The sequence below is a fragment of the Dysgonomonas termitidis genome, from assembly GCF_042654545.1.
Taxonomy (GTDB): domain Bacteria; phylum Bacteroidota; class Bacteroidia; order Bacteroidales; family Dysgonomonadaceae; genus Dysgonomonas; species Dysgonomonas termitidis.
Window position 1 is genome coordinate 1 of record NZ_JBHSGN010000111.1, and the last position, 21,444, is coordinate 21,444.

17 protein-coding genes are annotated in these 21,444 nt (G+C 41.5%); 5 read left to right on the forward strand and 12 right to left on the reverse strand.

The annotated features are described in order from the left end of the window. Positions 1-53: 53 nt before the first annotated feature. Positions 54-1,250, reverse strand: a complete 1,197-nt coding sequence (gene kbl, locus ACFO6W_RS18210; protein ID WP_379999025.1) for a glycine C-acetyltransferase — start codon at positions 1,248-1,250, stop codon at positions 54-56. 464 nt (positions 1,251-1,714) lie between these two features. Here kbl and ACFO6W_RS18215 point away from each other — a divergent pair, with 464 nt between their 5' ends. Together ACFO6W_RS18215 and ACFO6W_RS18220 are read left to right on the forward strand one after the other, a co-directional pair. Continuing rightward, a complete protein-coding gene (locus ACFO6W_RS18215; protein WP_379999027.1) occupies positions 1,715-2,749 on the forward strand; it encodes a glycerophosphodiester phosphodiesterase family protein in 1,035 nt (344 codons plus the stop codon). A gap of 143 nt (positions 2,750-2,892) precedes the next feature. Further along, positions 2,893-3,237, forward strand: coding sequence for a hypothetical protein (locus tag ACFO6W_RS18220; protein WP_379999029.1), 345 nt, complete (start codon positions 2,893-2,895; stop codon positions 3,235-3,237). 135 nt (positions 3,238-3,372) lie between these two features. On the opposite strand, the gene ACFO6W_RS18225 is transcribed toward ACFO6W_RS18220, so the two are convergent. Continuing rightward, positions 3,373-4,326: a hypothetical protein gene (locus tag ACFO6W_RS18225; RefSeq protein ID WP_379999031.1), complete on the reverse strand. Its 954-nt coding sequence runs from the start codon at positions 4,324-4,326 to the stop codon at positions 3,373-3,375. 191 nt (positions 4,327-4,517) lie between these two features. On the opposite strand from ACFO6W_RS18225, the gene ACFO6W_RS18230 reads away from it, so the two are divergent. Beyond that, positions 4,518-7,058 (forward strand): alpha/beta hydrolase family protein, encoded by a 2,541-nt coding sequence (locus ACFO6W_RS18230; RefSeq protein WP_379999033.1) that lies wholly within the window; start codon positions 4,518-4,520, stop codon positions 7,056-7,058. A gap of 89 nt (positions 7,059-7,147) precedes the next feature. Here ACFO6W_RS18230 and ACFO6W_RS18235 read toward each other — a convergent pair whose 3' ends face one another. Then, positions 7,148-7,627, reverse strand: a complete 480-nt coding sequence (locus tag ACFO6W_RS18235; protein ID WP_379999034.1) for a hypothetical protein — start codon at positions 7,625-7,627, stop codon at positions 7,148-7,150. 12 nt (positions 7,628-7,639) lie between these two features. Continuing rightward, the gene (locus tag ACFO6W_RS18240; RefSeq protein WP_379999036.1) at positions 7,640-8,554 is read right to left on the reverse strand and encodes a dimethylarginine dimethylaminohydrolase family protein; all 915 of its coding nucleotides are present in this window, start codon (positions 8,552-8,554) and stop codon (positions 7,640-7,642) included. 857 nt (positions 8,555-9,411) lie between these two features. Between ACFO6W_RS18240 and ACFO6W_RS18245 the strand changes: the two genes are divergently transcribed. Further along, positions 9,412-9,837 (forward strand): organic hydroperoxide resistance protein, encoded by a 426-nt coding sequence (locus tag ACFO6W_RS18245; RefSeq protein WP_379999038.1) that lies wholly within the window; start codon positions 9,412-9,414, stop codon positions 9,835-9,837. Positions 9,838-9,985: 148 nt separating this feature from the next. On the opposite strand, the gene ACFO6W_RS18250 is transcribed toward ACFO6W_RS18245, so the two are convergent. The 4 genes from ACFO6W_RS18250 to aldA all read right to left on the reverse strand — a co-directional run bounded on the left by ACFO6W_RS18250 (position 9,986) and on the right by aldA (position 14,208). Further along, complete coding sequence (locus ACFO6W_RS18250; RefSeq protein WP_379999040.1) at positions 9,986-10,564, reverse strand: LutC/YkgG family protein; 579 nt, start codon at positions 10,562-10,564, stop codon at positions 9,986-9,988. Positions 10,565-10,566: 2 nt separating this feature from the next. Beyond that, positions 10,567-11,946, reverse strand: a complete 1,380-nt coding sequence (locus ACFO6W_RS18255; RefSeq protein ID WP_379999042.1) for a lactate utilization protein B — start codon at positions 11,944-11,946, stop codon at positions 10,567-10,569. Beyond that, entirely contained in the window at positions 11,943-12,683 is a 741-nt protein-coding gene (locus ACFO6W_RS18260; RefSeq protein WP_379999044.1) for a (Fe-S)-binding protein, read from the reverse strand. Before ACFO6W_RS18260 ends, ACFO6W_RS18255 begins: the two co-directional genes overlap by 4 nt. An 88-nt stretch (positions 12,684-12,771) precedes the next feature. Further along, on the reverse strand, positions 12,772-14,208 hold the full coding sequence (gene aldA, locus ACFO6W_RS18265) for an aldehyde dehydrogenase (RefSeq protein WP_379999046.1): 1,437 nt from the start codon (positions 14,206-14,208) through the stop codon (positions 12,772-12,774). A 169-nt stretch (positions 14,209-14,377) separates the two neighbouring features. Here aldA and ACFO6W_RS18270 point away from each other — a divergent pair, with 169 nt between their 5' ends. Further along, a complete protein-coding gene (locus ACFO6W_RS18270) occupies positions 14,378-15,328 on the forward strand; it encodes an NAD-dependent epimerase/dehydratase family protein (protein ID WP_379999048.1) in 951 nt (316 codons plus the stop codon). A gap of 57 nt (positions 15,329-15,385) precedes the next feature. Here ACFO6W_RS18270 and ACFO6W_RS18275 read toward each other — a convergent pair whose 3' ends face one another. From ACFO6W_RS18275 to ACFO6W_RS18290, 4 genes are all read right to left on the reverse strand, one after another. Next, positions 15,386-15,742, reverse strand: coding sequence for a hypothetical protein (locus ACFO6W_RS18275; protein WP_379999050.1), 357 nt, complete (start codon positions 15,740-15,742; stop codon positions 15,386-15,388). Between the two features lie 300 nt (positions 15,743-16,042). Beyond that, on the reverse strand, positions 16,043-16,771 hold the full coding sequence (locus ACFO6W_RS18280) for a 3-keto-disaccharide hydrolase (RefSeq protein WP_379999052.1): 729 nt from the start codon (positions 16,769-16,771) through the stop codon (positions 16,043-16,045). Between the two features lie 111 nt (positions 16,772-16,882). Further along, positions 16,883-19,468 (reverse strand): alpha-glucan family phosphorylase, encoded by a 2,586-nt coding sequence (glgP, locus tag ACFO6W_RS18285; protein ID WP_379999054.1) that lies wholly within the window; start codon positions 19,466-19,468, stop codon positions 16,883-16,885. A 177-nt stretch (positions 19,469-19,645) separates the two neighbouring features. After that, positions 19,646-21,298 (reverse strand): glycogen/starch synthase, encoded by a 1,653-nt coding sequence (locus ACFO6W_RS18290; protein ID WP_379999056.1) that lies wholly within the window; start codon positions 21,296-21,298, stop codon positions 19,646-19,648. Positions 21,299-21,444: the final 146 nt, after the last annotated feature.

The window sequence follows — 21,444 nt, forward strand, 5'->3', positions numbered from 1 at the left end:
AGTTCCGAGCCGATCTGACCCGTACTGCCTACTATAAGAATGTTATTCATCGTTTATTTTATTACACCTAATTCTCTTCCTATTTTTGTGAATGCCGTTATACATTTATCAAGATGTTCTTTTTCATGACCGGCAGATATCTGCACACGGATACGCGCCAAGTCTTTAGGCACTACCGGATAATAGAATCCTGTAACATAAATACCTTCATCCAATAACCGGGCTGCCATATCCTGGGATAACTTCGCATCATACAGCATCACCGCGCAGATGGATGATTGTGTTGGTTTGATATCAAAGCCTGCCGCTTTCATCTTTTCTACGAAATAGTCTGTATTAGCATGCAGTTTATCTTGTAGTTCATTCGTGCGTTCCATCATCTCGAACATCTTAATCCCCGCCGCTGTGATTGCAGGAGGTAGCGAATTTGAGAATAAATAAGGACGTGAACGCTGGCGAAGCATATCTATTATCTCCTTTTTACCTGTTGTAAATCCGCCGATAGCTCCCCCAAACGATTTACCTAAAGTACCCGTGATAATTTCAACCTTACCACGCAGATTGAATAACTCGGTAGTGCCTCGTCCGGTCCTGCCCACAACACCCGCTGAATGAGATTCGTCTATCATTATCATGGCATTGTATTTCTGTGCCAGTTCGTATATTTTATCCATCGGGGCTACATTACCGTCCATAGAGAACACACCGTCTGTAACTATCAGCCGGAAACGTTGCGATTGTGCCAGTTTCAACTGTTTCTCGAGGTCTTCCATATCCGCATTTGCATAACGGTAGCGAACAGCTTTACACAGACGTACGCCATCTATTATGGAGGCATGATTCAATGAATCGGATATAATGGCGTCCTGATCGCTCAACAATGGCTCGAATACCCCGCCATTGGCATCAAAGCAGGCCGCATACAAGATGGAATCTTCCATGCCGAAAAACTTTGCGATGGCTGCTTCGAGTTGCTTATGCAAATCCTGGGTACCGCATATAAACCGGACCGAAGACATCCCGAAGCCCCGGGAATCCATCGCCTCTTTGGCGGCTTCGATCAATTCCTTATTATCTGATAACCCCAGATAATTATTTGCGCAGAAGTTCAGCACTTCCTGTCCGGTACTTACACGGATAGATGCTCCCTGTGGAGACACGATTATACGTTCATTCTTGTACAGTCCTGCCGATTGTATATCAGCAAGTTCGTTTTGCAGATACTTTTGAAAGTTAGAGTAGGTATTCATAGTCTTAATTTTTAACGTAAAGGTAATAAAATGTCATCTGATAGAATAAATATTAATTGGAAATATTTTTTCAAGATCAGAGAAATAAATCTTTCAAAAATGAAATGACAAAAGTATCCCAACTAAATTTAAAATATAGTATCGTAATAATCAAAAAAGGTAACAAAAGTAACACTTTTTACAAATAATACACACCTGTCACTTTTCTTTCTATAACCCATAATCAGCTGGTAAATAAACCATTTTTAATTTATTAATAAAAAAAGTAACAAAAGTAACAGATTCTACACGCTTTTTCATTTCTTACTTTTTATCTTTGATTATCCAATATCACTATCTATTCTTAGATATAGATAAATTTTTATAGTATATATATATGTTTGCCTGTTTTTCATCTGTAATATTTTATTACCGCATATATCCACAATATAGTTTATATACGATTAATGTCTAAAAATGTAATCATGAAAAAGTTATTATTTTTATTTTTTATTTTATTATCAAGTCATGCCGGTATGCATTCACAATCAGGAAAAGAATTATTGACACTGGATAATTATCTGATTCCAAAAAATAAGAAGGGAATATCTATTGGAAAATTCAACATTCCCGCAGGAGAAAAAATCTCGTTGACAAAAGACAATTCCAGTTTATTCACAATAAGCAAGGACGGATACATCTCCCTGAAAAAAAATGCCGCTCTGACAGAATCCTCTCCCTGGCGTTTCGAAGTTACTGTAAAGACCAAAGACGGAGAGAAAACCTTCGAACTGGTCAGAGACGACTTTATCCGAAACAAGGTAATCGCACACCGTGGGGCATGGAAAAACCATGATGCCAGCCAGAACTCATTAAAATCATTGAAAAAAGCGATAGAAATAGGCTGCGAAGGCTCCGAATTTGATGTATGGCTGTCTTCCGACAATAAAGTTATTCTCTCACACGACCCCGAGATAGGAGGTAAAAAAGTAGAAGAAACTACTGCCGGAGAACTACACAAAATAGCATTGAAAGACGGTGATAGACTGCCAAGCCTTGAAGAATATATCAAATGTATCAAAGAACAGAATAAGACCCGCCTGATACTGGAAGTTAAAGCTTCGCAAAAAGGAAAAGAACGTTGCGAAGCCGTTGCCGATTCGGCTGTCCATATAGTACACCGTATGAATGCGCAGGCATGGACCGACTATATAACATTCAGCTTCGATGCGGCAAAACGCATCAGGGAACTGGACCCAACGGCAAAAATCCTTTATCTGGAAGCCGATAAAACGCTGGAAGAACTGGAAGCGGAAAGAATGTCTGGTATAGATTATCACTATAGCCATTTTCTTAAAGATACGGATCTAGCAAAAAAAGCAAAATCCATGGGATTACTGACCAATGCTTGGACTGTGAATAAAGTAGAAGATATGCAAACAATGCTCAATCAGGAAATCGATTACATTACCACAGACGAACCGGAAATACTTCTTGAAATACTGGACGCTAAAAAATAAAAGTTATACTTCAATACTGTAAGCGCTGAAATATTTGAATCTCAGCGCTTTTTTTATTTTCCATCAAAAAAAATAATAGTCTTGTTGTGGAATATATGCTATACATTCCTCTATATGATGCAACCGATAAAACTTACATTATTATGAGTAAGACTGCAATATACCCCATCTGTCTGATATCGATGATAGCCTCTGCTATATTCTATCAGTTCAAAGGTAATCCCAGAGATAAATACAAAAATAACATTGAAGTATTGGCTCAATCCATAGAGTGGCCGGAACACCAGTCTTCTACATTGACAGCCTATAATGATGCCGTACCAACCATACTGTCGGTTATGGCGATAGCCAGACCATTGCTAACCGGACAGGAACCGTTTTCGGTAAGCCTGGATAACGGAATATGGTATATCAGCGGAACAAAAGGCGATATAGTAAAAGTCAGTAAAGAGACAGGAGAAGTATTGGATACACCCGAAAGAAAATAATATCTGAAAATATAAGGCTGCCCCCTTAGCCTCCCGGCTTGGTTAGGTAATGAACATCTCTCAATTTCTCATTCATTACTTGTAGCTAAGCCGGGATTAAACAAGAAAGTCCGGCATAGAACCGGACTTTTCATCTTATTTCTTATCTTTTCCGAAATGAGAGAATTTAGATACATAGTTATCGGGAATATTTTGACCGTTAACTACTCCCGAAAGTGTAGCTGTACTTAACATATTATTCTCATCGAGAACATATTTATACACGATGTCAGCATAGTCGGACTCCGCCCCGTTCCGGTCTATTTTCTTTATTACCGTTCGCGATACATTATTCACGCTAGCCTTTCCAAGATATTTAGCCGACAGAAAAGGCAAACTGGACATAAACCAACACCCTCCCCTGCTCTTTATACTTATTGTATTCAGAGGCATTTCATATACATAGCTTGCCGACTGAATATATGCAGTCTTGTCATATGTATATATATGATGATAACCGGCCGATGAAGTTACTTCGGTTATATTACCATCTGTAATCACATATTCTTCAGCATATGACAGGGAGTTATTATTTCCACTATAATCATAATGATCCATATTGGTCATATATCCTTCTGCATTATATTTACAGACCGTGGAATCGTTCTGTGTTCTTCTGTTCGATATTAGTTCGCCATCCTTAAATGTCTCTATATTGGTCACATGCAAGGCATAATCTATCTGCTTGTTTTCATTCAGATAAATCAGCAGGCTATCAGAGGTCCGGCTTGTTGCGGAAGAATTCCTTACGCGGGAAAATGAGAAAAATTTGTCTTTATAATCAACCTGAATGTAGTCTCCCCCATCATTATCTATTACGATTATAGAGTCCGCATCATTATAAGTCAGGATAAAGTCGTTACGGAACTGCATCGACTGAATATTATATTCCGGGTAGTCTACACTTTCCAGCAACCAGTAATATTCCGGTTCGGGCTCGGGTTCGGGTTCCGGCTCTTTTTCACGATAAAGCATCAAGTCGCCGCCTGTACAAGAAAAGAATATAATAGCTGATAAAGAAAAAATAATATAGCGTGCTAAGATCTTCATTTTTTATATCAATGATAGTGTTTACTATATGTGTACGTATTATACGTTCAAAGATAATACATTATCCTTAAATAAAGACGCCCCTGCTATAAAACATCTTGTTAAAGAGATGCTTTTCACCACCATTATTCCGGTTGTCTATCGTATAATTCATATCTTTATCGTCTAAACTATAAAATATTATAAAATATATGAAATTACGATTGTCGATTATTGCCCTATGCCTTATATCGGCTATAGGAATGTTTTCTCAGACCAAACAAAAATTGCCTCAGATATATGCAGCTCCGCCCGTTGCTGTTATCAATCCGTTAATTGTAGACTCTACCAATCTGAAAGGAGATAAGTATTCGGAAAAGGATTTATTGAAAATGAGTCTGACCATTCCTGAGCAAACCGCTTTTGTAAGACCTCTCAGATCCGACACTGCCGGATATTTTTATGCGGAGAAGCCAAGGGAAGGTTATACTTTCCAGCTATTCTCATTCTACGTACAAGCCAACCGCTATGCGAAATTATCCTTAAAGATAACCTCTGCGAATATGTTTGAGCTATATGTGGATGGTAAGCTCAGCACATCGAAAACCACCAGAGAAGAAAACTTCAGGAATGAAAAAGAAGTTACGGCTACTTTCAATCCGTATCCCCTATCCAGCCGTGTTGTAATCAAGCTACTGGCTTCGGCGGAAGATAAATCCTCCCCCATCTTCAAAATTGTATTGGAAAATGAGAAGGATGACGACAAAACTTCTTTTTCGGCCCAAAATACAAGCAAAAGGTTTGTAAACTTTACTGATATGCTCTTAGGTAAAAGGGTAACCAATACCAGCATGTCGCCAAACGGACAATACGCTTTGATTTCGTACAGAAATACATTCGGAGAGAAAGGCGTATCCACAACCGAATTACATAATGTCACTACAGGCAAACAAATCCTTCTGGATACCGATGGCAGTAAAAAACAGTTAAGCTGGATGCCTGTAAGCGAAAAAATGTTCTACACACTAAAAACCGAAGATGGTACAAATCTGATTACCATTGATCCGGCGACATTACAGGAAACGGTCTTTGCAAAGAACATTCCGGACGAGTATATGACTTTCTCCCCGGATGAAAGAACCCTTTTCTATACCAAACAGGAAAAGGGCGAAGAGACCAAAGGGGATTTGAAACTTTTATTATCACCGGAAAACCGTCAGCCGGGATACACCAACCGTTCGTTCATCTATAAATACGACATCAGATCGGGTCTAAGCCAGCAACTTACATATGGCTCGCATACCACATGGCTCAACGATATCAGTGCCGACTCAAAACAGCTTCTGGTTTCTTTTACCGATGAAACAGTGACCGAACGTCCGTTCCGTAAATACACAATGCTCAAGTTGGATTTGCCCACTATGACTGTAGATACTTTATGGACAAACGAAGGCTTTGCACATGGCGCGTCTTTCTCTCCTGACGGGAAAAAGGTCCTCATTTCGGGTTCAGGCGAAGCCTTCGGCGGTATAGGACAAAATATAGATGCCGGACAAATTGCCAATAGCTATAATGGTCTCGCATTTATCATGGATTTGAGCACAAAACAGATTGACCCGATCACAAAGAACTTCGATCCGAGCATCGATAATAGTTTCTGGAACAAGAAAGACAATCTGATCTATTTCCGTACTACCGACAAGGACTACGTGAATATGTATGCATACAATCCTTCCGGCAAGACTTTCACTAAATTACCATTGAATGAAGAAGTCATCCGTTCATTCTCTACGGCTGACAATGCTCTGTCCGCAATCTATTTCGGTGTGAGCCGGTCAAACTCTACCCGTGCTTATCTGTATGATGTAAAAAACCAAAAGTCGACAATGATAGCCGACCCATACAACGACAGGTTATCGGAAATGTCCCTTGGAAAAGTAGAAGACTGGAACTTTACCAATTCCGCAGGAACAGAGATAAAAGGCAGTTGTTACCTGCCGCCAGACTTCGACGCGTCCAAGAAATATCCGATGATCGTATATTACTACGGAGGTACCAGCCCTACTTCCCGTACATTTGAGGGGCCGTATCCTGCTCATGTGTTTGCATCGCAAGGCTATGTGGTATATATTATACAGCCGAGCGGCGCAACCGGATTCGGACAGAAGTTTGCAGCCTTACATGTCAATGCATGGGGTAAACGTACAGCCGAAGATATCATAGAAGGCGTAAAACAGTTTGTCAAAGAACACCCATATGTAAATGATAAGAAGATCGGCTGTGTAGGCGCCTCATACGGCGGATTTATGACCATGTACCTGCAAACCCGGACAGATATATTCGCGGCTGCCGTATCCCACGCGGGAATCAGTTCCATCAGCAGCTACTGGGGCGAAGGATACTGGGGATACACTTATAGTTCGGGTGCAAGCGCGCACAGCTATCCGTGGAATAATCCCGACCTGTATGTAAAGCAAAGTCCGTTGTTCAGCGCCGACAAAGTACACACTCCTATTCTGTTTACGCACGGTACGGTCGACACCAATGTGCCTATAGGCGAAAGTATCCAGATGTACACAGCTTTGAAGATATTGGGACGCCCGGCAGAATTCATACAGGTGAAAGACGAAAACCACGGAGTAATGAACTACAAGCGGCGTGTGGAATGGAACAATTCCATCATGGCATGGTTTGCCAAATGGCTGAAGGACGATAATAGCTGGTGGAAAGGACTTTACCCCGACGCAAAATAAGTTTATGAATGATGAGTTATAAGTTATGAATTATAAATGTTTAATATCCGTACAACTTGTAATTCATAACTTATGACTCATCTTTATTATCATAAAGAAAGAATGAGTCCCAAGCGTACGAAAAATTGATTGTTGCCGCGCGATACATTCATATCGTACCCTGTCTTTATATAAAACAAACTATACGCGCACATAATATTGGGAGTAAGCACAATCCCGCTCGACTTCTTCTCATGGAAGTTTCGTAAATACCCCGCATCGCACGATAACCACAAAATACTTCTATCGGCATAATCTCCAAAGACCATACTTGCAAAATCCAATGTGGGTGAAATAGCCTTCGTATTCAATCCGGAAAGTTTAGTACTACCTCCTGTATAATCCAAGCCTCCGAACAAGAAAAAATTTACATCTCCTTTATATGTATAATATCTGGTATGTACATTGGCTGCAAACTGAACTTTCTCACTTTTTGCCGCTTGTATGCCTGCGCCGATCATCTGCGCGGATGCAGCAATGGGTACAAGCACAAAAGCTAATAGGAGAATCAGGGATTTCAGCATATTCATTTTCATACCGGATTATTCCCTTACTAACGGCAATGTAGAGCAACGGAGCAACCCGCCCATTTTGGATATTTCGAAATAAGGGACAACCTCTACTGTCAACCCCCATTCATCGGCCAGATGTCGGTTAAGGCGCGTAAAACGTTCCTCGCTTACAACAACCGTAGGAGATATGGAAAATATATTCGTATTCATATAATACATTTCTTCCTGTGTAACCTCGAAAATATTCTTCCTACCGAAGAAATCAACCAGATAATGATAGTCTTTTTCGTGCTTGAAACCATCTTTATAGATAATAGCCTTGCCATTGCCGACAGGCATGAAAGTACAATCGAGATGCAGGATGCCTTTACGAGGATCAGTATCATCTTTTTCCAACTCTAGTGCCACAAAATTCTTCTCAGGATATAATTCCCGAAGGAATGCTATTGCGTACGCGTTTGTTCTGGCAGTTTTGTATTCGGGGTAATCTCTTTCCATATATGTGCCCACAAAGACGGTATCACCATATAGTACCACATCTCCGCCTTCTACATGCGCTTTCTCCGGCAGGTTATATATTTTATTGAAAGCTATCCGGCTATAGATAGGCGCATATGCCTCCTGTTCATCTGCCCGGTCGGGTATAATATTTGATGTGATGATCTTATCGTCAATTACAAATGCTACATCACGGGCGTAGACCTGGTTACAGTTGGGCAAAATAAGAGGACGAAGAACTTCCACATCGTACTTTAAGAAAACTTTTTCAAATGCGGTCATTTCATCAGCGATACTCTCCTCTTGCGGATAGGTCCCATTCAGTACGGACTCATACGATTTGGCATCATATGTATCCTCCAGTGCAGGTTCTTTTCCCAATGAATACGGTTGTCCCAGCACAACGGTTTTCAGCGGTGCAGTTTCATTTTGTATATTTAGTATCATAATCTTCCATTTTGTACAAAGATAGTGCTTTTATAAAAATAAGGGGTATCCCTTTAAGCCTTTAGGATAAATGCACGAAAATTGGTAACTGAACCACCTGTTAAATATTTACATTTATTAACCATAAAGTATTAAAACTTGACACATCTGACACTTTTTTTACTATTTTTATTCTGTTATTTTTGTATTTTTTAACTATATATAGTTAAAAGGTAACATTTATTTCAGTTAACAGTCAGCAGTCAACAGTATTTCACGCAGAGACGCTAAGACGCAAAAGGTAACAAAGGTAACAGATATATCAGTTAACAGTAAACAGTAAACAGTAAACAACCCGTATCTTGTATCTCGTATCTTGTCTACTTGCAACCCGTAACTGCCCGAAGGGCGAAGTAACTCGTAACTATATCAAAAAAGTTACAAAAGTTACACTTTTTCCACTATTTTTTATCTGTTCCTTTTTTCCCTCTCTGTAAGTCCCCTTTGGGGGCAGGGCTGTTAAGTTCTAATTATTTATACCCTCTGTGTCATGTTGAACGGAGTGAAACATCTCGTTTCTCAGGGTCGGGATACTTCGTTCCACTCAGGATGACAGCAGAAAATAACAGAACAAAGAAGAGAACTTAACAGCCCTGCCCCTTGGGGAAGTTGGAGGGGACTATCATTCTTTCAAAGAACTATAAGCTATAAGCTAAAGGCTAACAGCTCCACTCTATAGATAAACTTTTTCAAAAAATATAAACTTTGCGCCATTGCCCTGTTAAATCTTATTTTCCTTTATTATAGCTATCATTGAACAATACAAGTCTTACTATTGTTTTATTATATTAATCAGGCAAATTATAAAAAACAGTAGTATGGAAAAAATGTACACAGCAGTAGCTACTTCTGTTGGAGGAAGAAGCGGTAGTGTCAAGTCTTCGGACGGAGTACTGAACCTGGAAGTGAGACCTCCAAAAGAAATGGGTGGCCCGGGTGGTAATTACACAAACCCTGAACAACTTTTTGCAGCAGGTTATTCCGCCTGCTTCGGCAGCGCATTAAGCCATGTTTCATTAGCAAAAAAAATTCACATAAAACCGGAAGTAACCGCCAGGGTAAGCATCGGCTCTAAAGAAGGTGGAGGCTTTCAACTGGCTGTGGAAATGGATGTACATATAAAAGGGATCAGCCAGCAAGAAGCTGAAGAACTGGTTAAAGAGGCACATCAGGTATGCCCTTACTCCAATGCTACACGAAACAATATAGAAGTGACTTTGAAAGTAACTACAGAGAATAAATAGTCAAGCAGTTTTTTACTGCCCTGTATTTATTATTACATATGGATTGATTTTTTGGATAAGAGGCGTGAGCATAAACTCACGCTTTTTATTTAATAATAATATTGTGTTGAATTAGAGAAGGGCGAAAAATCTTTCACACCTGCATTCTCTACTTCAATATCACGGTCACTCCTTTTGCACCATGTGCGCCTACAACCAGCGACTGCTCTATATCAGCCGTTTTGGACGGACCGGAGATAAATACGCCGAAGCCATAATCGTTGAATGTGAGTTTATCATAGGCTTCATGCATATTATTCACCACATTCTCCTTATCAAGTACGATAACAAGATATTCCGAAATAAAATATACTACTTTCTCCTTTACATTTTGCGGAATCCAGACACATCCGTTTTCGGCAACGCCCACCTCTCCCTCTATTATAGCCAGGTCGGTCCCGTTCAATTCGTACGGGTCCGCAACATTATCCGGATTAACGGTTGCAATGGTTATATCCGGTAAGTTGGAGGCTATCACTTTAGCGTCCGCATACAGAGAGCCGATAACTTTATTTATATCTTCATCATCATTCAGGATAATGGCATCTCCTCCCACAACCTTGCTTACGTCTATAAATTGGGCTATTTTATCGGGATACTGTATCCCTTCTATATCTATATCGGGCATTTTATACCTGTCGGTTATATGTTGCCTTATATTTTCTAATATATCGTTTTTACTGCTCATCCTTATCTGTTTTTAGTCTGTACTTTCCCCTTTTTCCACATATCGGTAAACGATTCGCTGGCAAAGCGTGGTAGTTCCCGTCCTTTACCCCAGTCGTTCAATCCGTTATACAGCATAAATCGCGGCAGGTGATTTACAACCGGTGCAAATTTCAGCCCTGTTTTGTATAAAGCCGGGTGCATAAACAGGAATTTCATGCCCCACGACATCATCTTCTTCATCTTATCCGCCTTGTGAAACGAATCGAGATTCTGCCGCCAACGGTATATCTGATCTGCCAGATCTATTTTTACCGGACAGACATTGTTACACGAATAACAAAGCGAACAGGCCGAAACGTTATCAGCGTATTCCTCCGGCGATTTCAGCATCCCCAGATTAATACCTATAGGACCGGGTATAAAATAAGTATAGGAATACCCGCCGCTTCTCCGGTACACCGGACACGTATTCATGCATGCCCCGCAACGGATACATTTCAGCGTTTGTATATGTTCTTTATTTCCGAGTATCTCGCTTCGTCCGTTATCGACCAGTATGATATGCATCCCGCAACCTTTGCGCGGCTTCCGGAAATGGGAAGTATAGGTCGTTACAGGCTGTCCCGTGGCCGAACGGGCGAGTAAACGGGTATATATACTCAGGGCTTTGAGATCCGGTATAATTTTCTCTATTCCCATCGATACAATGTGTACTTTGGGCAGAGAGGTACCCATATCAGCATTCCCTTCGTTGGTACAGACTATTACGTCACCAGTCTCCGCCACACCGAAGTTAGCTCCTGTCATACTTGCACCGGCTGTCAGGAATTCGTTGCGCAAATGCTGACGGGCTGCGCGGGTAAGGTATGTAGGGTCACTGTTATCTTTTTCGGTATGCAATTTATCTTCGAAGAGTTTGCCGACTTCCTGCCGCTTCAGGTGAATCGCAGGCATTACAATGTGGCTCGGCGGCTCATTCATCAGCTGGAGAATGCGCTCACCCAAATCACTCTCGACCACATCGATACCTTTTTCTATGAGGAACGGATTCAAATGACATTCTTCCGTAAGCATGGATTTACTTTTTACCAGCTTCTTTACATTATGTTTCGACAGGATATCATAAACAATTTGGTTATGTTCCGTCGCATCTTTTGCCCAATGAATAATTACACCGTTGGATTCGGCATTACTGACAAATTTTCCAAGATATTGGTCGAGATGGGTAATCGTATGCATCTTCACCTTCGCAGCCAGTTCACGCAAGTGCTCCCATTCGGGGATAGCCATTGCCATACGGTCACGTTTCTCCCGTACCATCCAAAGGGTTTCGTTATGCCATCTTTCCTGCTCTTTATCAGCAATAAAGCGGTCTGCCGCCTTCGTATGTTTTGTACTCATAGTCCCGCAGCTAAAATTTGAATAACATGAATAAACTTAACCGGAAGTTTCTCTCTGCTAACCACTCCCTGCATATGCATCAGGCATGAACTATCGGCTCCGGTTATATATTCTGCCCCGGTAGCCATATGGTTCCTTACTTTATCCTGCCCCATACATACAGATACGGAAGGCTCTTCGATAGAGAACATTCCTCCAAAGCCGCAGCATTCGTCGACTTTCTGAGGTTCCAGCACTTCTACTCCCTCTATTAAGGACAGTAAATCCCTGACCTTTGAGTAACGGGGAATATTCAATTCGCTTGCCGAAGATAAATGCAATTCCCGTACGCCGTGGCAACTGTTATGTACACTCACTTTATGAGGGAAGTTACCCGGAAGTTTGTCCACTTTCAATATATCGTGAAGGAACTCGCACAGGTCATATATTTTTCCGCTTGTCCGGCAAAAATGCTGTTCTTTCTCCAGCAGGCGGGGATAATTTTCTTTTACAAAAGCGGCGCAACTGGCCGACGGAGCGACAATATAGTCGTATTTGCCGAAAAGTTCTTCGAACTGTTTTGCCAAAGGAATGGCTTTGTCTTCAAAACCTGCATTTGCCATAGGTTGCCCGCAACAAGTCTGATCGATGGGATAATCCACATCCACACCCAGATAATCGAGGAGCTTGTATGAGGCTACCCCCACTTCGGGATATATGGCATTTACATAGCAGGGGATAAATAATCCTACTTTCATCTTTATCTTAAATTAGTTGATCGCTATAAAGGTAATAATATAAAAAACTCAAAGCCAGCAGACTTTGAGTTTTTTATTATTAGACTTATCAGCCTTTTGTTTCCAGATACACTACATGTGTCTGAAGATATTCTTCAAGTCCGTGTTTACCATCGGCGCCGCCGATTCCCGATTTACGCCATCCGGCATGGAATCCCTGCATAGCCTCGAAGTTTTCACGATTGATGTATGTTTCACCGAATTTAAGCGCTCTTACCAGTTTGAAAGCTGTATCCAGGTTCTGAGTATAAACGGAGGATGTCAGTCCATATTCACAATCGTTAGCCCATTCAATAACGTCGTTTATATCGGAAAATTCAACGACAGGCAATACCGGGCCAAATGTTTCTTCCTGTATAATATCCATTTTCTGAGTAGCTTCCGCAAGAACAGTAGGCTCGAAGAAATAGCCTTTCGTTCCGATACGCTTGCCGCCACAAAGAAGTTTACAGCCCTGGTTTATCGCTTTCGCTACTTTTTCTTCCACCGACTTCAATGCATTAGCTTCTACAAGCGGCCCCATATCCAAATCCACTACTTCGGAAGGATTACCGGCTTTTACAGCTTTCATACCCGCAACCAACTTCTCAAGGAATATGTCTTTCACTTTCTTGTGTACATATACCCGTTCGGCACAGTTACAAACCTGCCCTGTATTGATAACACGGGATGCGATTATCGATTTCACCGCGAGATCGAGGTCGGCATCGTCCATAACGATAGCCGGAGCTTTACCTCCCAGTTCGAGCGAAACTTTAGTAACATTTGCCGATGCAGCAGCCATAGTTTGTACGCCTGCTCCTACACTACCTGTAAGACTCACCATACCTACTTTCGGATTGGCAGCCAGTTCGTGCCCGATAACCGAACCACGTCCCATTATCAGGTTGAATACTCCGGCAGGGAGGCCTGTTTCTTCAACTATTTGGGCAAATACATATGCGTTTTCGGGTGTGATCTGGCTCGGTTTTACCACTATTGTGTTTCCCGTCACCAATGCCGGAGCTGCTTTACGGGCTATGAGGAAGAACGGGAAATTCCACGGAAGAATACCGGTTGTAACCCCGATCGGTTTTTTAAACAGGAAAATATTTTCGTGCGGACGGTCGCTCTGGATAATTTCACCTTCATATCTGCGTGCCCATCCTGCCATATATTCGAGGTAATCGGCTGTGAAAAGGACTTCTACATTTGCCAGCCCCTGTGTTTTTCCTCCTTCACGAACGATTATATCAGTCAGTTCTTTTTCTCTTTTACGGATTCCTGCTGCAATTTTTATCAGGTAACCCGCCCTTTCCACAGCAGGAGTGGCGGCCCATTTGTCCTGCGCCTTTTCGGCAGCATCGATTGCCTTGCGGGCATCTTCAACCGTTCCTTCAGGTTGTCGAGAGATTACTTCTTCTGTCGACGGGTTCAGTACGTCTATCCATTTTCCGGATGCGTTTTCTATAAATTTGCCGTCGATAAACATTTTTAGTTCTTTCATGGTGTTTAATGTTTATATTATTAATATACAGGTATTCCAAGCCTAAATCGGGAAACTAAAATTATAAAAAAAATAGCATACCGCATTACAAAATTTGATATTATAGTTTCAATAAATGACCATATAGCAATAAACTAAACTTATCTTTACAGTTTAAACTAAACTTAACATGAAACGAATAGCAATAACGGGAGCGGCAGGCAACCTTGGCGGATTATTAGCTCAGGGAATGAAAGATATGAATGTAAATCTGAACTTGCTGATACATAAAAAAGATGCCGCCGATAATCTGAAAGAGAAAGAGAATATATCCGTTTTTAAAGTAGATTTAGCAAACAAGGAGACATTGCGCGATGCACTCGAAAATGTCGATGTAATCGTTCATTTTGCGGGAATATTATTCAAAGCGAATCCCGAAAAATTCCTGCCGACTACGAATACGCAATATTTCAACAATTTATTAGATGTCGCTATCGGGCAGAAAGTAAAACGCATTATCCTCATCAGTTTCCCCCATGTAGAAGGTGAACGCAGCCCGGAAGATCCGGCGACCGGCGTATTGGATGGGAAACCGGAATCGATGCATGCAAAAACACGTCTCGAGGAAGAAAAACTCTTGTTCCGGTATGGAGAGAAATATGATTTCGAAGCCGTCTCTTTACGTGTAGGGATGGTCTACGGCAAAGGAATCCTTATGATAGATGCAGCACAATGGTTTGCCCGCCACTGGTTACTGGGAGTGTGGAGGAAACCGACCTATATACATCTCATCTCGAAACCCGATTTTGTGGATGCAACTATTGCGGCCACTCTAAACCCCGATATAAAAGGGATTTATCATATTGGGGATGAGGGGGTGCAAACTCTGCAACAATTCCTTGACGATATAACAATCTATAAAGGAAACCGCAAACCGTGGCGTATGCCGGTATGGATGATAATGACGGCAGCCCGGGGTTTTGAAGCATTCTCTACCCTTTTTGGTACCCGAAGCCCGCTGACCGTTGATTTTGTAAAAATAGGAATGGTGTCTTATTATGGAGATACGAGTCGTATGAGAAAGGAATTGCTTCCGGAATTGAAATTCAGGACATACAAAGAAGGATTTGAACTGTTTTGAAAAAATAAAGGGAAGAATAAATCCTTCCCTCCAATTTGTTTAATTAACATCACATCTTTATTTATTAGCTACAAGAACACCTTGTGTCTGCTGATATGTAGCATTTAATATTGCCAGATATTTACGGTATTGCTGTGCAGATAATACAGATCTAGTGTTTGCCAAATTGAAGGCCAAGGCTTTCCAAGCCCCCTCTTTGTCGTTATCCTGCAACGCATTTTTTAATCTCTCAGCCGAATCATAGAATATGTTTCCCAACTGCTCCTTCTGTTCAGGACTAGCCTTTACATAATCGGTTACTGTATTGAATGTTGTTTTGTTATTCAACACCCATAAAACCTCATAATCGTTGCTCGCAAATGAACTGATACTGAACGCCAGTATCGCTACAAATAAAATTGATAACCTTTTCATAACCAAAAAAATTTAATTTAAAAACAATCTTTATTCACTTACAGGCATAAAAAAAACAAAGAAATCCCATCTTATCCATGGTATTCTTTGTTCGTTATACTTGTAAATTATCAATAACCTAATTCACGATACAAATATAAGGAATAACTTTGAAACAAATATCTTTTTGACCGAAAAAATGCGCTTATACTATATATATATTATCTATAAGGCCATTATGTAACGTTTTTGTTTCAAAACTGTTACATAATGACCTCGTAGCCAAATCTGTCAGTTTTTATTCTTATCAGAATATGTCCTCTATAGATTTCGAATCCATATATTACGGAAAGCAACAGCTGTACCATGATCCTGAAGCATCAAAGGTAAGCGCCCGTGGGCCTCATACTTTGGAAAACCAATATATGGAGTATCCCCTTTCAGTATATAATTATTCTGGATCAAAACACCATTAAGCACAACAGTTATCATAGCCGGAGACTCCAGTTTACCGCCGGTGCCGAATACTGGAGCTTTCCAGTAAATATCATATACCTGCCATTCTCCATTTTTTGTGTAAGCGTCGACATCAGGGGCAACCTGTTTGTAGATACTACCTACCATTCCGTTTACATAGGTGGGATTGTTATCTCCGTCCAAGACCTGTACTTCATAGGTACTTTGCAGGAAAATACCGCTATTGCCTCTGTTCTGCCCGTTGTATTTTTCGGGAGCAGGAGATTTAAACTCAATATGTAACTGGCAATCTCCAAAATATTCTTTGGTAGAAACACCTCCCGAACCCGGAACGATCACCATCGCCCCATCCGACACTTTCCATTTGGCATCTCCTCCACCCGTAGAAACCCATTTTGACAAATCCTTCCCATCAAACAAAACAATAGCGTCGGAAGGCGGCTGGTTTAAAACTTTTGCCGGAATAACTTTCGGCGGTTGAGGATAATACCATTCGGTACTTTCGGGCTTCATCTGGGCATTTGATGAAATTGCGGCTAATAATCCGACAGAAAATAAGATAATTTTTTTCATTGATATAATTTTAGTGGAAAACGGTTTCAAAATTAGCAATAAGTTATATCATAAACAAAAAGAAAGCGGCTTCATTACGAAGCCGCCCCCACTATCTTATATCTAAAGTTTTCAGATCCAACGCACATATGCAAAATCCATGCGGTGAGCCATGTCCGGATGTTTAGGGAATACACGGTATGCGAAATTACACAAGCCCGGTATTTTAGCTTCAGCATTCATTTCGAAATACAGTTTCGAACCTTCCTGCTTTACTAACCTGAATTCCTGAGCCGATATGAATTTATCAACCTTCTTCTCCGCGTCATATTCAGTCAGTACGCATTCTACACCCAAATCACCTTTCATTTCCTTTTTATCAAGGACTACTTCCACTTTCATCTTTTCACCTTCGGTAAGGTTAGGAGAAGAAAGCCCGGCCCCGTCTCTTAAATCCTGTCCGTTAAACGTCAATTGCTCTACGGTGAATTTATCCCAATTAGCGGCGGTATCTTCTTTCCATGCAGCCAATTCCTTAGCCTTAGAATAGTTATTGGCTGTAACCAGTTTAGAACGGCCTTCTTCGGGTTTATAGAAGTTCTTGATATAATCGTCGATCATACGCTTGGTTGTATATTCCGGCGCGATATTGGCGATAGAGTTCTTGATATATTGAATCCATTCGGGGGAATATCCTTTCGAATTACGGGCATAATACAACGGCAGTATCTCGTTCTCGAACATAGCATATATTTCCGAGGCATCCAGTTCATCCTGATATGCCTGATTGGTATAAGTCCGCTTTTCTGTCAGGCACCAGCCGGCATCCTTACGGTAGCCTTCATACCACCATCCGTCAAGGACAGAGAAGTTGAGCACTCCGTTCATCTCAGCTTTTTCGCCGGATGTACCGGAAGCCTCCAATGGGCGTGTCGGTGTATTCAACCAGATATCAACACCCGAAATAAGGCGTTTGGCAAGACGCATATCATAGTTTTCAAGGAAAATGATCTTTCCGAAAAATTCAGGACGGCGCGAGATCTCTACAATCTGCTTGATCAAACCTTGTCCGGCTCCATCGGCCGGGTGGGCTTTTCCTGTGTACAGGAACTGTATCGGATATTTTTCGTTATTTACAAGTTTCGACAAACGGTCGAGATCGGTAAACAACAAATGAGCGCGCTTATATGTCGCAAAACGTCGGCCAAAACCTACCAACAGCGCATCCGGATTGATTTTATCCACAATATTGAATATTGCGGACGGCGCTTTCTGGTTCTTTATCCATCCTTCTTTCATTTGCTCCTGAACATAAGAAACCAAACGCTTCTTCATCGCCAGACGCAGTTTCCATATTTCAGCATCGGGTACGCTGTATATATTATCCCATATTTCATGATTAGACTGGTCGTTATAGAAATTCTTATCGAATGTCCTCTCATATAGTTCTTTCATTTCCTTTGCAGTCCATGTCGGCATGTGTACACCATTGGTTACATGTCCTACATGTAGCTCTTCAGGAAAGTATCCCGGCCATACAGGCTGGAACATATGGCGCGAAACGATTCCATGCAGGTAACTTACGCCATTGGCTTCGAGACAGGTATTGAGCGCAAACACACTCATACTGAATTTTTCCCCGCTTCCCGGATGCTCACGCCCCATATCTACAAAATCCTGCCATGAGATACCCAGGCGGGCCGGATAGCTGCCAAGATATTTACCGAGCAAACCTTCATCGAAATAGTCGTGTCCTGCCGGAACCGGAGTATGCACTGTGTACAGACCCGAAGCACGTACAACTTCCAATGCCTGATTGAATGTAAGCCCTTCACCTTCGATAAGATCAAGCAGACGCTGAACATTAATCAATGCGGCATGGCCTTCATTACAATGATATATTTCTTTCTTAATTCCCAGTTTGTTAAGTAGCAAAATACCACCGATACCTAACAAGTATTCCTGTTTCAGACGGTTCTCCCAGTCTCCGCCATATAGCTGGTGAGTAATTGGACGGTCATATTCACTGTTCAGATCCAGATCGGTATCAAGCAAATACAGGCTAATACGGCCTACGTTCACTCTCCATACATTTGCATAGATATCCCTATCAGGGTACGGCACAGCCAGGATCATCTGGTTTCCGTCTTCGTTCAATACCGGATCGAGCGGTAATTCGCCAAAATTCTGTGGCTCATAATTAGCCACCTGTTGGCCATCAGGAGAAATAGACTGAGTGAAATATCCATAACGGTACAGGAAACCAACCCCTGTGAGGTCTACGTGGCTATCACTGGCTTCTTTCAGATAGTCGCCGGCCAATACCCCAAGACCTCCTGAATAAATCTTCAATACATGCGAAAAACCATATTCCATACTGAAATATGCAACGGATGGTTTTGCTTTATCAAATTTTTCGGCTATATATGATTCGAAATTCTTAATCACTTTTTTCACTTTATCCATCAGGATAGAGTCTTTAAGGATTTCATCAATTCTTTCGTAAGAAATTTTCTGTAGTAAGATAACCGGATTGTGTTCGCTTTTTCTCCAAAGTTCAGGATCAAATTCGGCGAAAAGGTCTGTTGCGTCGTTGTTCCATACCCACCACAGGTTACGTGCCATTTTTTCCAATGGCAGCAATTCTTTCGGCAGATTCACTTGTGTATAAGCACTCCTCCAAGAGGGAGTGTTAGAATAACTTGCTTTAATTCTCATAAATATATTATTTAAACTGTATAGATTCCTATCCTCGCTCCTTTTATAACGGATATGTTTTGTGGTTTGTTTAATTTCGCGAAGCTACAAATATAATAAATCTGATGCTTCTTTTCCCTATATATTTTGTTTAAGTTTCCCCGGCTTATTGCAAACGTTTGCAATAAGCCGGAAAAATCAGGTCCTGTTTGCGGCTTCGGCCAGGGCAAGGCGGTAAGCATCCTGATAATATTTGAAGAAATGTTTCCAATCGGCCATATCAGCCCTGTCCAAAGCCGCCTGACGCAGTATCCTCTCCTGTTCATTACTTTTTGTCGTCATTTCGAATACGCGGTTGCAGATATCTTCCGATACTTCAATAAAGTTGTAATCATCACGGGTTATAACCTCTGCTCCGTCATCCATTCCTTTTTCATCGCCCATCTTACGCATCCAGAGTCCGAATCCGGCCAGGGAAGTAGTAATGGTAGGTACGGAGAATGCAATGCTTTCGTGTGGCGTATAGCCCCAGGGCTCATAGTAAGAAGGGAATACAGTGACATCCAAGCCGATAAGCAAATCATAATACGGCATATTGAATATACCATCATTGCCGTTGAGATAAGACGGAACAAAAATAATTTTCACCCGGTCTTCCGCTTTATTTTCCATTTTCAGATAACTGATCTGGTTCAATACCGAATCGTGGTTCATATTGCGGAGCCAATGAGTTATATGCGGATGGCTGAGAGCAGCAACCGGAGTCTTCTTCAGTTTTAACCTGTCCTGCAGATCGGCACGGGGCCCGCTAATCCACGCTGGCACCATTATGAACGCAATCACGTCTTTTTCGAGTTGCTTTATCTGCTCCAAGCGGTGCATGGCGTCGATGAATACATCTATACCTTTGTTGCGATATTCATAACGCCCGCTGGTTGCAACCAGTAAAGCGTCTTCCTGGATATCATATCCCAATAATTTTTCTGCTACGTTTATAAGTTTCTTACGGGCGGCAAGGCGTTTTTCTTCGTGCTCCTGTCCTACCGGGATAAAATCTTTTTCGAATCCGTTAGGCGTCACTACAGGATCGCGATGAAGCAACTGGCGGCACTCACGGGCTGTAATATCGCTCACTGTCGTAAAACAGTCGACATGCTGCGCGGCAACCTTTTCTATGGAATGCTTTGCTTCCATGTTCAGCTCGCGCGCCATCTGGTCGCTATCATAGGCCGACAGATAATTGTAAAGAGGTTTGCCGTTTCCGGCTATAGAACGCCCGATAGACGTGGCGTGCGTAGTAAAGAGCGTCCCCACTTTGGGCAGGCGGTCTTTTATATACAGTGCACCCATTCCCAGCATCCATTCGTTGAAGTGGGCGACTACATTTTCATCCTGAAGTTTGTGATATTTATAAAAACTTTCGATGACAGCACCTGAAGCATATGCAAACATACAGGACTCGTCATAGTCACCATAGGCATGCAGGGAATCCACGCCGAATTTATGCCACATGTCACCATAAATCGCATCCTTAGCGGGAAAAAACTGGTTAAAGTCGACAAGCACCACGATAGGTTGTCCGGGAACATCCCAACGGCCGACACGAATGTTCAACCGGTCCTGCTTCATCGCAGTTTTTTTCCAGTCCGGCAAAAGGGTTTTATCTTCTTTAAACCACGGACTTTCTTTTTCAGTCCATACATCCGGTCCTATAAATATAACTTTGTCCCTGCATATATCCTGCATCGACTTAGCCCGGGTAGATAATACCGTATATATCCCTCCTACTTTGTTGCAAACCTCCCAACTTGTTTCGAAGATATAGTCGGGATTATCATTTTGTTTTGCCATATTATGCTATATACTGTATCGTTTTGTGGTTTCTTTAATTTAATACTTATTAATTTTCAATGCGTAAGTTTATCAGTATCTTTTTTAGTACCTTTGCTCCGCAACCTAAGGTTCCAGATCTATTTATTGTATGTCTAAATAAAACG

Excerpts from the sequence above, each read along its gene's own strand:
- ACFO6W_RS18255 (WP_379999042.1), bottom strand. The coding sequence starts at position 11,946 with ATGAGTACAAAACATACGAAGGCGGCAGACCGCTTTATTGCTGATAAA.
- ACFO6W_RS18220 (WP_379999029.1), top strand. The coding sequence starts at position 2,893 with ATGAGTAAGACTGCAATATACCCCATCTGTCTGATATCGATGATAGCC.
- ACFO6W_RS18250 (WP_379999040.1), bottom strand. The coding sequence starts at position 10,564 with ATGAGCAGTAAAAACGATATATTAGAAAATATAAGGCAACATATAACC.
- ACFO6W_RS18225 (WP_379999031.1), bottom strand. The coding sequence starts at position 4,326 with ATGAAGATCTTAGCACGCTATATTATTTTTTCTTTATCAGCTATTATA.
- glgP (WP_379999054.1), bottom strand. The coding sequence starts at position 19,468 with ATGAGAATTAAAGCAAGTTATTCTAACACTCCCTCTTGGAGGAGTGCT.
- ACFO6W_RS18215 (WP_379999027.1), top strand. The coding sequence starts at position 1,715 with ATGAAAAAGTTATTATTTTTATTTTTTATTTTATTATCAAGTCATGCC.
- ACFO6W_RS18230 (WP_379999033.1), top strand. The coding sequence starts at position 4,518 with ATGAAATTACGATTGTCGATTATTGCCCTATGCCTTATATCGGCTATA.
- aldA (WP_379999046.1), bottom strand. The coding sequence starts at position 14,208 with ATGAAAGAACTAAAAATGTTTATCGACGGCAAATTTATAGAAAACGCA.
- ACFO6W_RS18280 (WP_379999052.1), bottom strand. The coding sequence starts at position 16,771 with ATGAAAAAAATTATCTTATTTTCTGTCGGATTATTAGCCGCAATTTCA.
- ACFO6W_RS18260 (WP_379999044.1), bottom strand. The coding sequence starts at position 12,683 with ATGAAAGTAGGATTATTTATCCCCTGCTATGTAAATGCCATATATCCC.
- ACFO6W_RS18275 (WP_379999050.1), bottom strand. The coding sequence starts at position 15,742 with ATGAAAAGGTTATCAATTTTATTTGTAGCGATACTGGCGTTCAGTATC.
- kbl (WP_379999025.1), bottom strand. The coding sequence starts at position 1,250 with ATGAATACCTACTCTAACTTTCAAAAGTATCTGCAAAACGAACTTGCT.
- ACFO6W_RS18290 (WP_379999056.1), bottom strand. The coding sequence starts at position 21,298 with ATGGCAAAACAAAATGATAATCCCGACTATATCTTCGAAACAAGTTGG.
- ACFO6W_RS18240 (WP_379999036.1), bottom strand. The coding sequence starts at position 8,554 with ATGATACTAAATATACAAAATGAAACTGCACCGCTGAAAACCGTTGTG.
- ACFO6W_RS18270 (WP_379999048.1), top strand. The coding sequence starts at position 14,378 with ATGAAACGAATAGCAATAACGGGAGCGGCAGGCAACCTTGGCGGATTA.
- ACFO6W_RS18235 (WP_379999034.1), bottom strand. The coding sequence starts at position 7,627 with ATGAATATGCTGAAATCCCTGATTCTCCTATTAGCTTTTGTGCTTGTA.
- ACFO6W_RS18245 (WP_379999038.1), top strand. The coding sequence starts at position 9,412 with ATGGAAAAAATGTACACAGCAGTAGCTACTTCTGTTGGAGGAAGAAGC.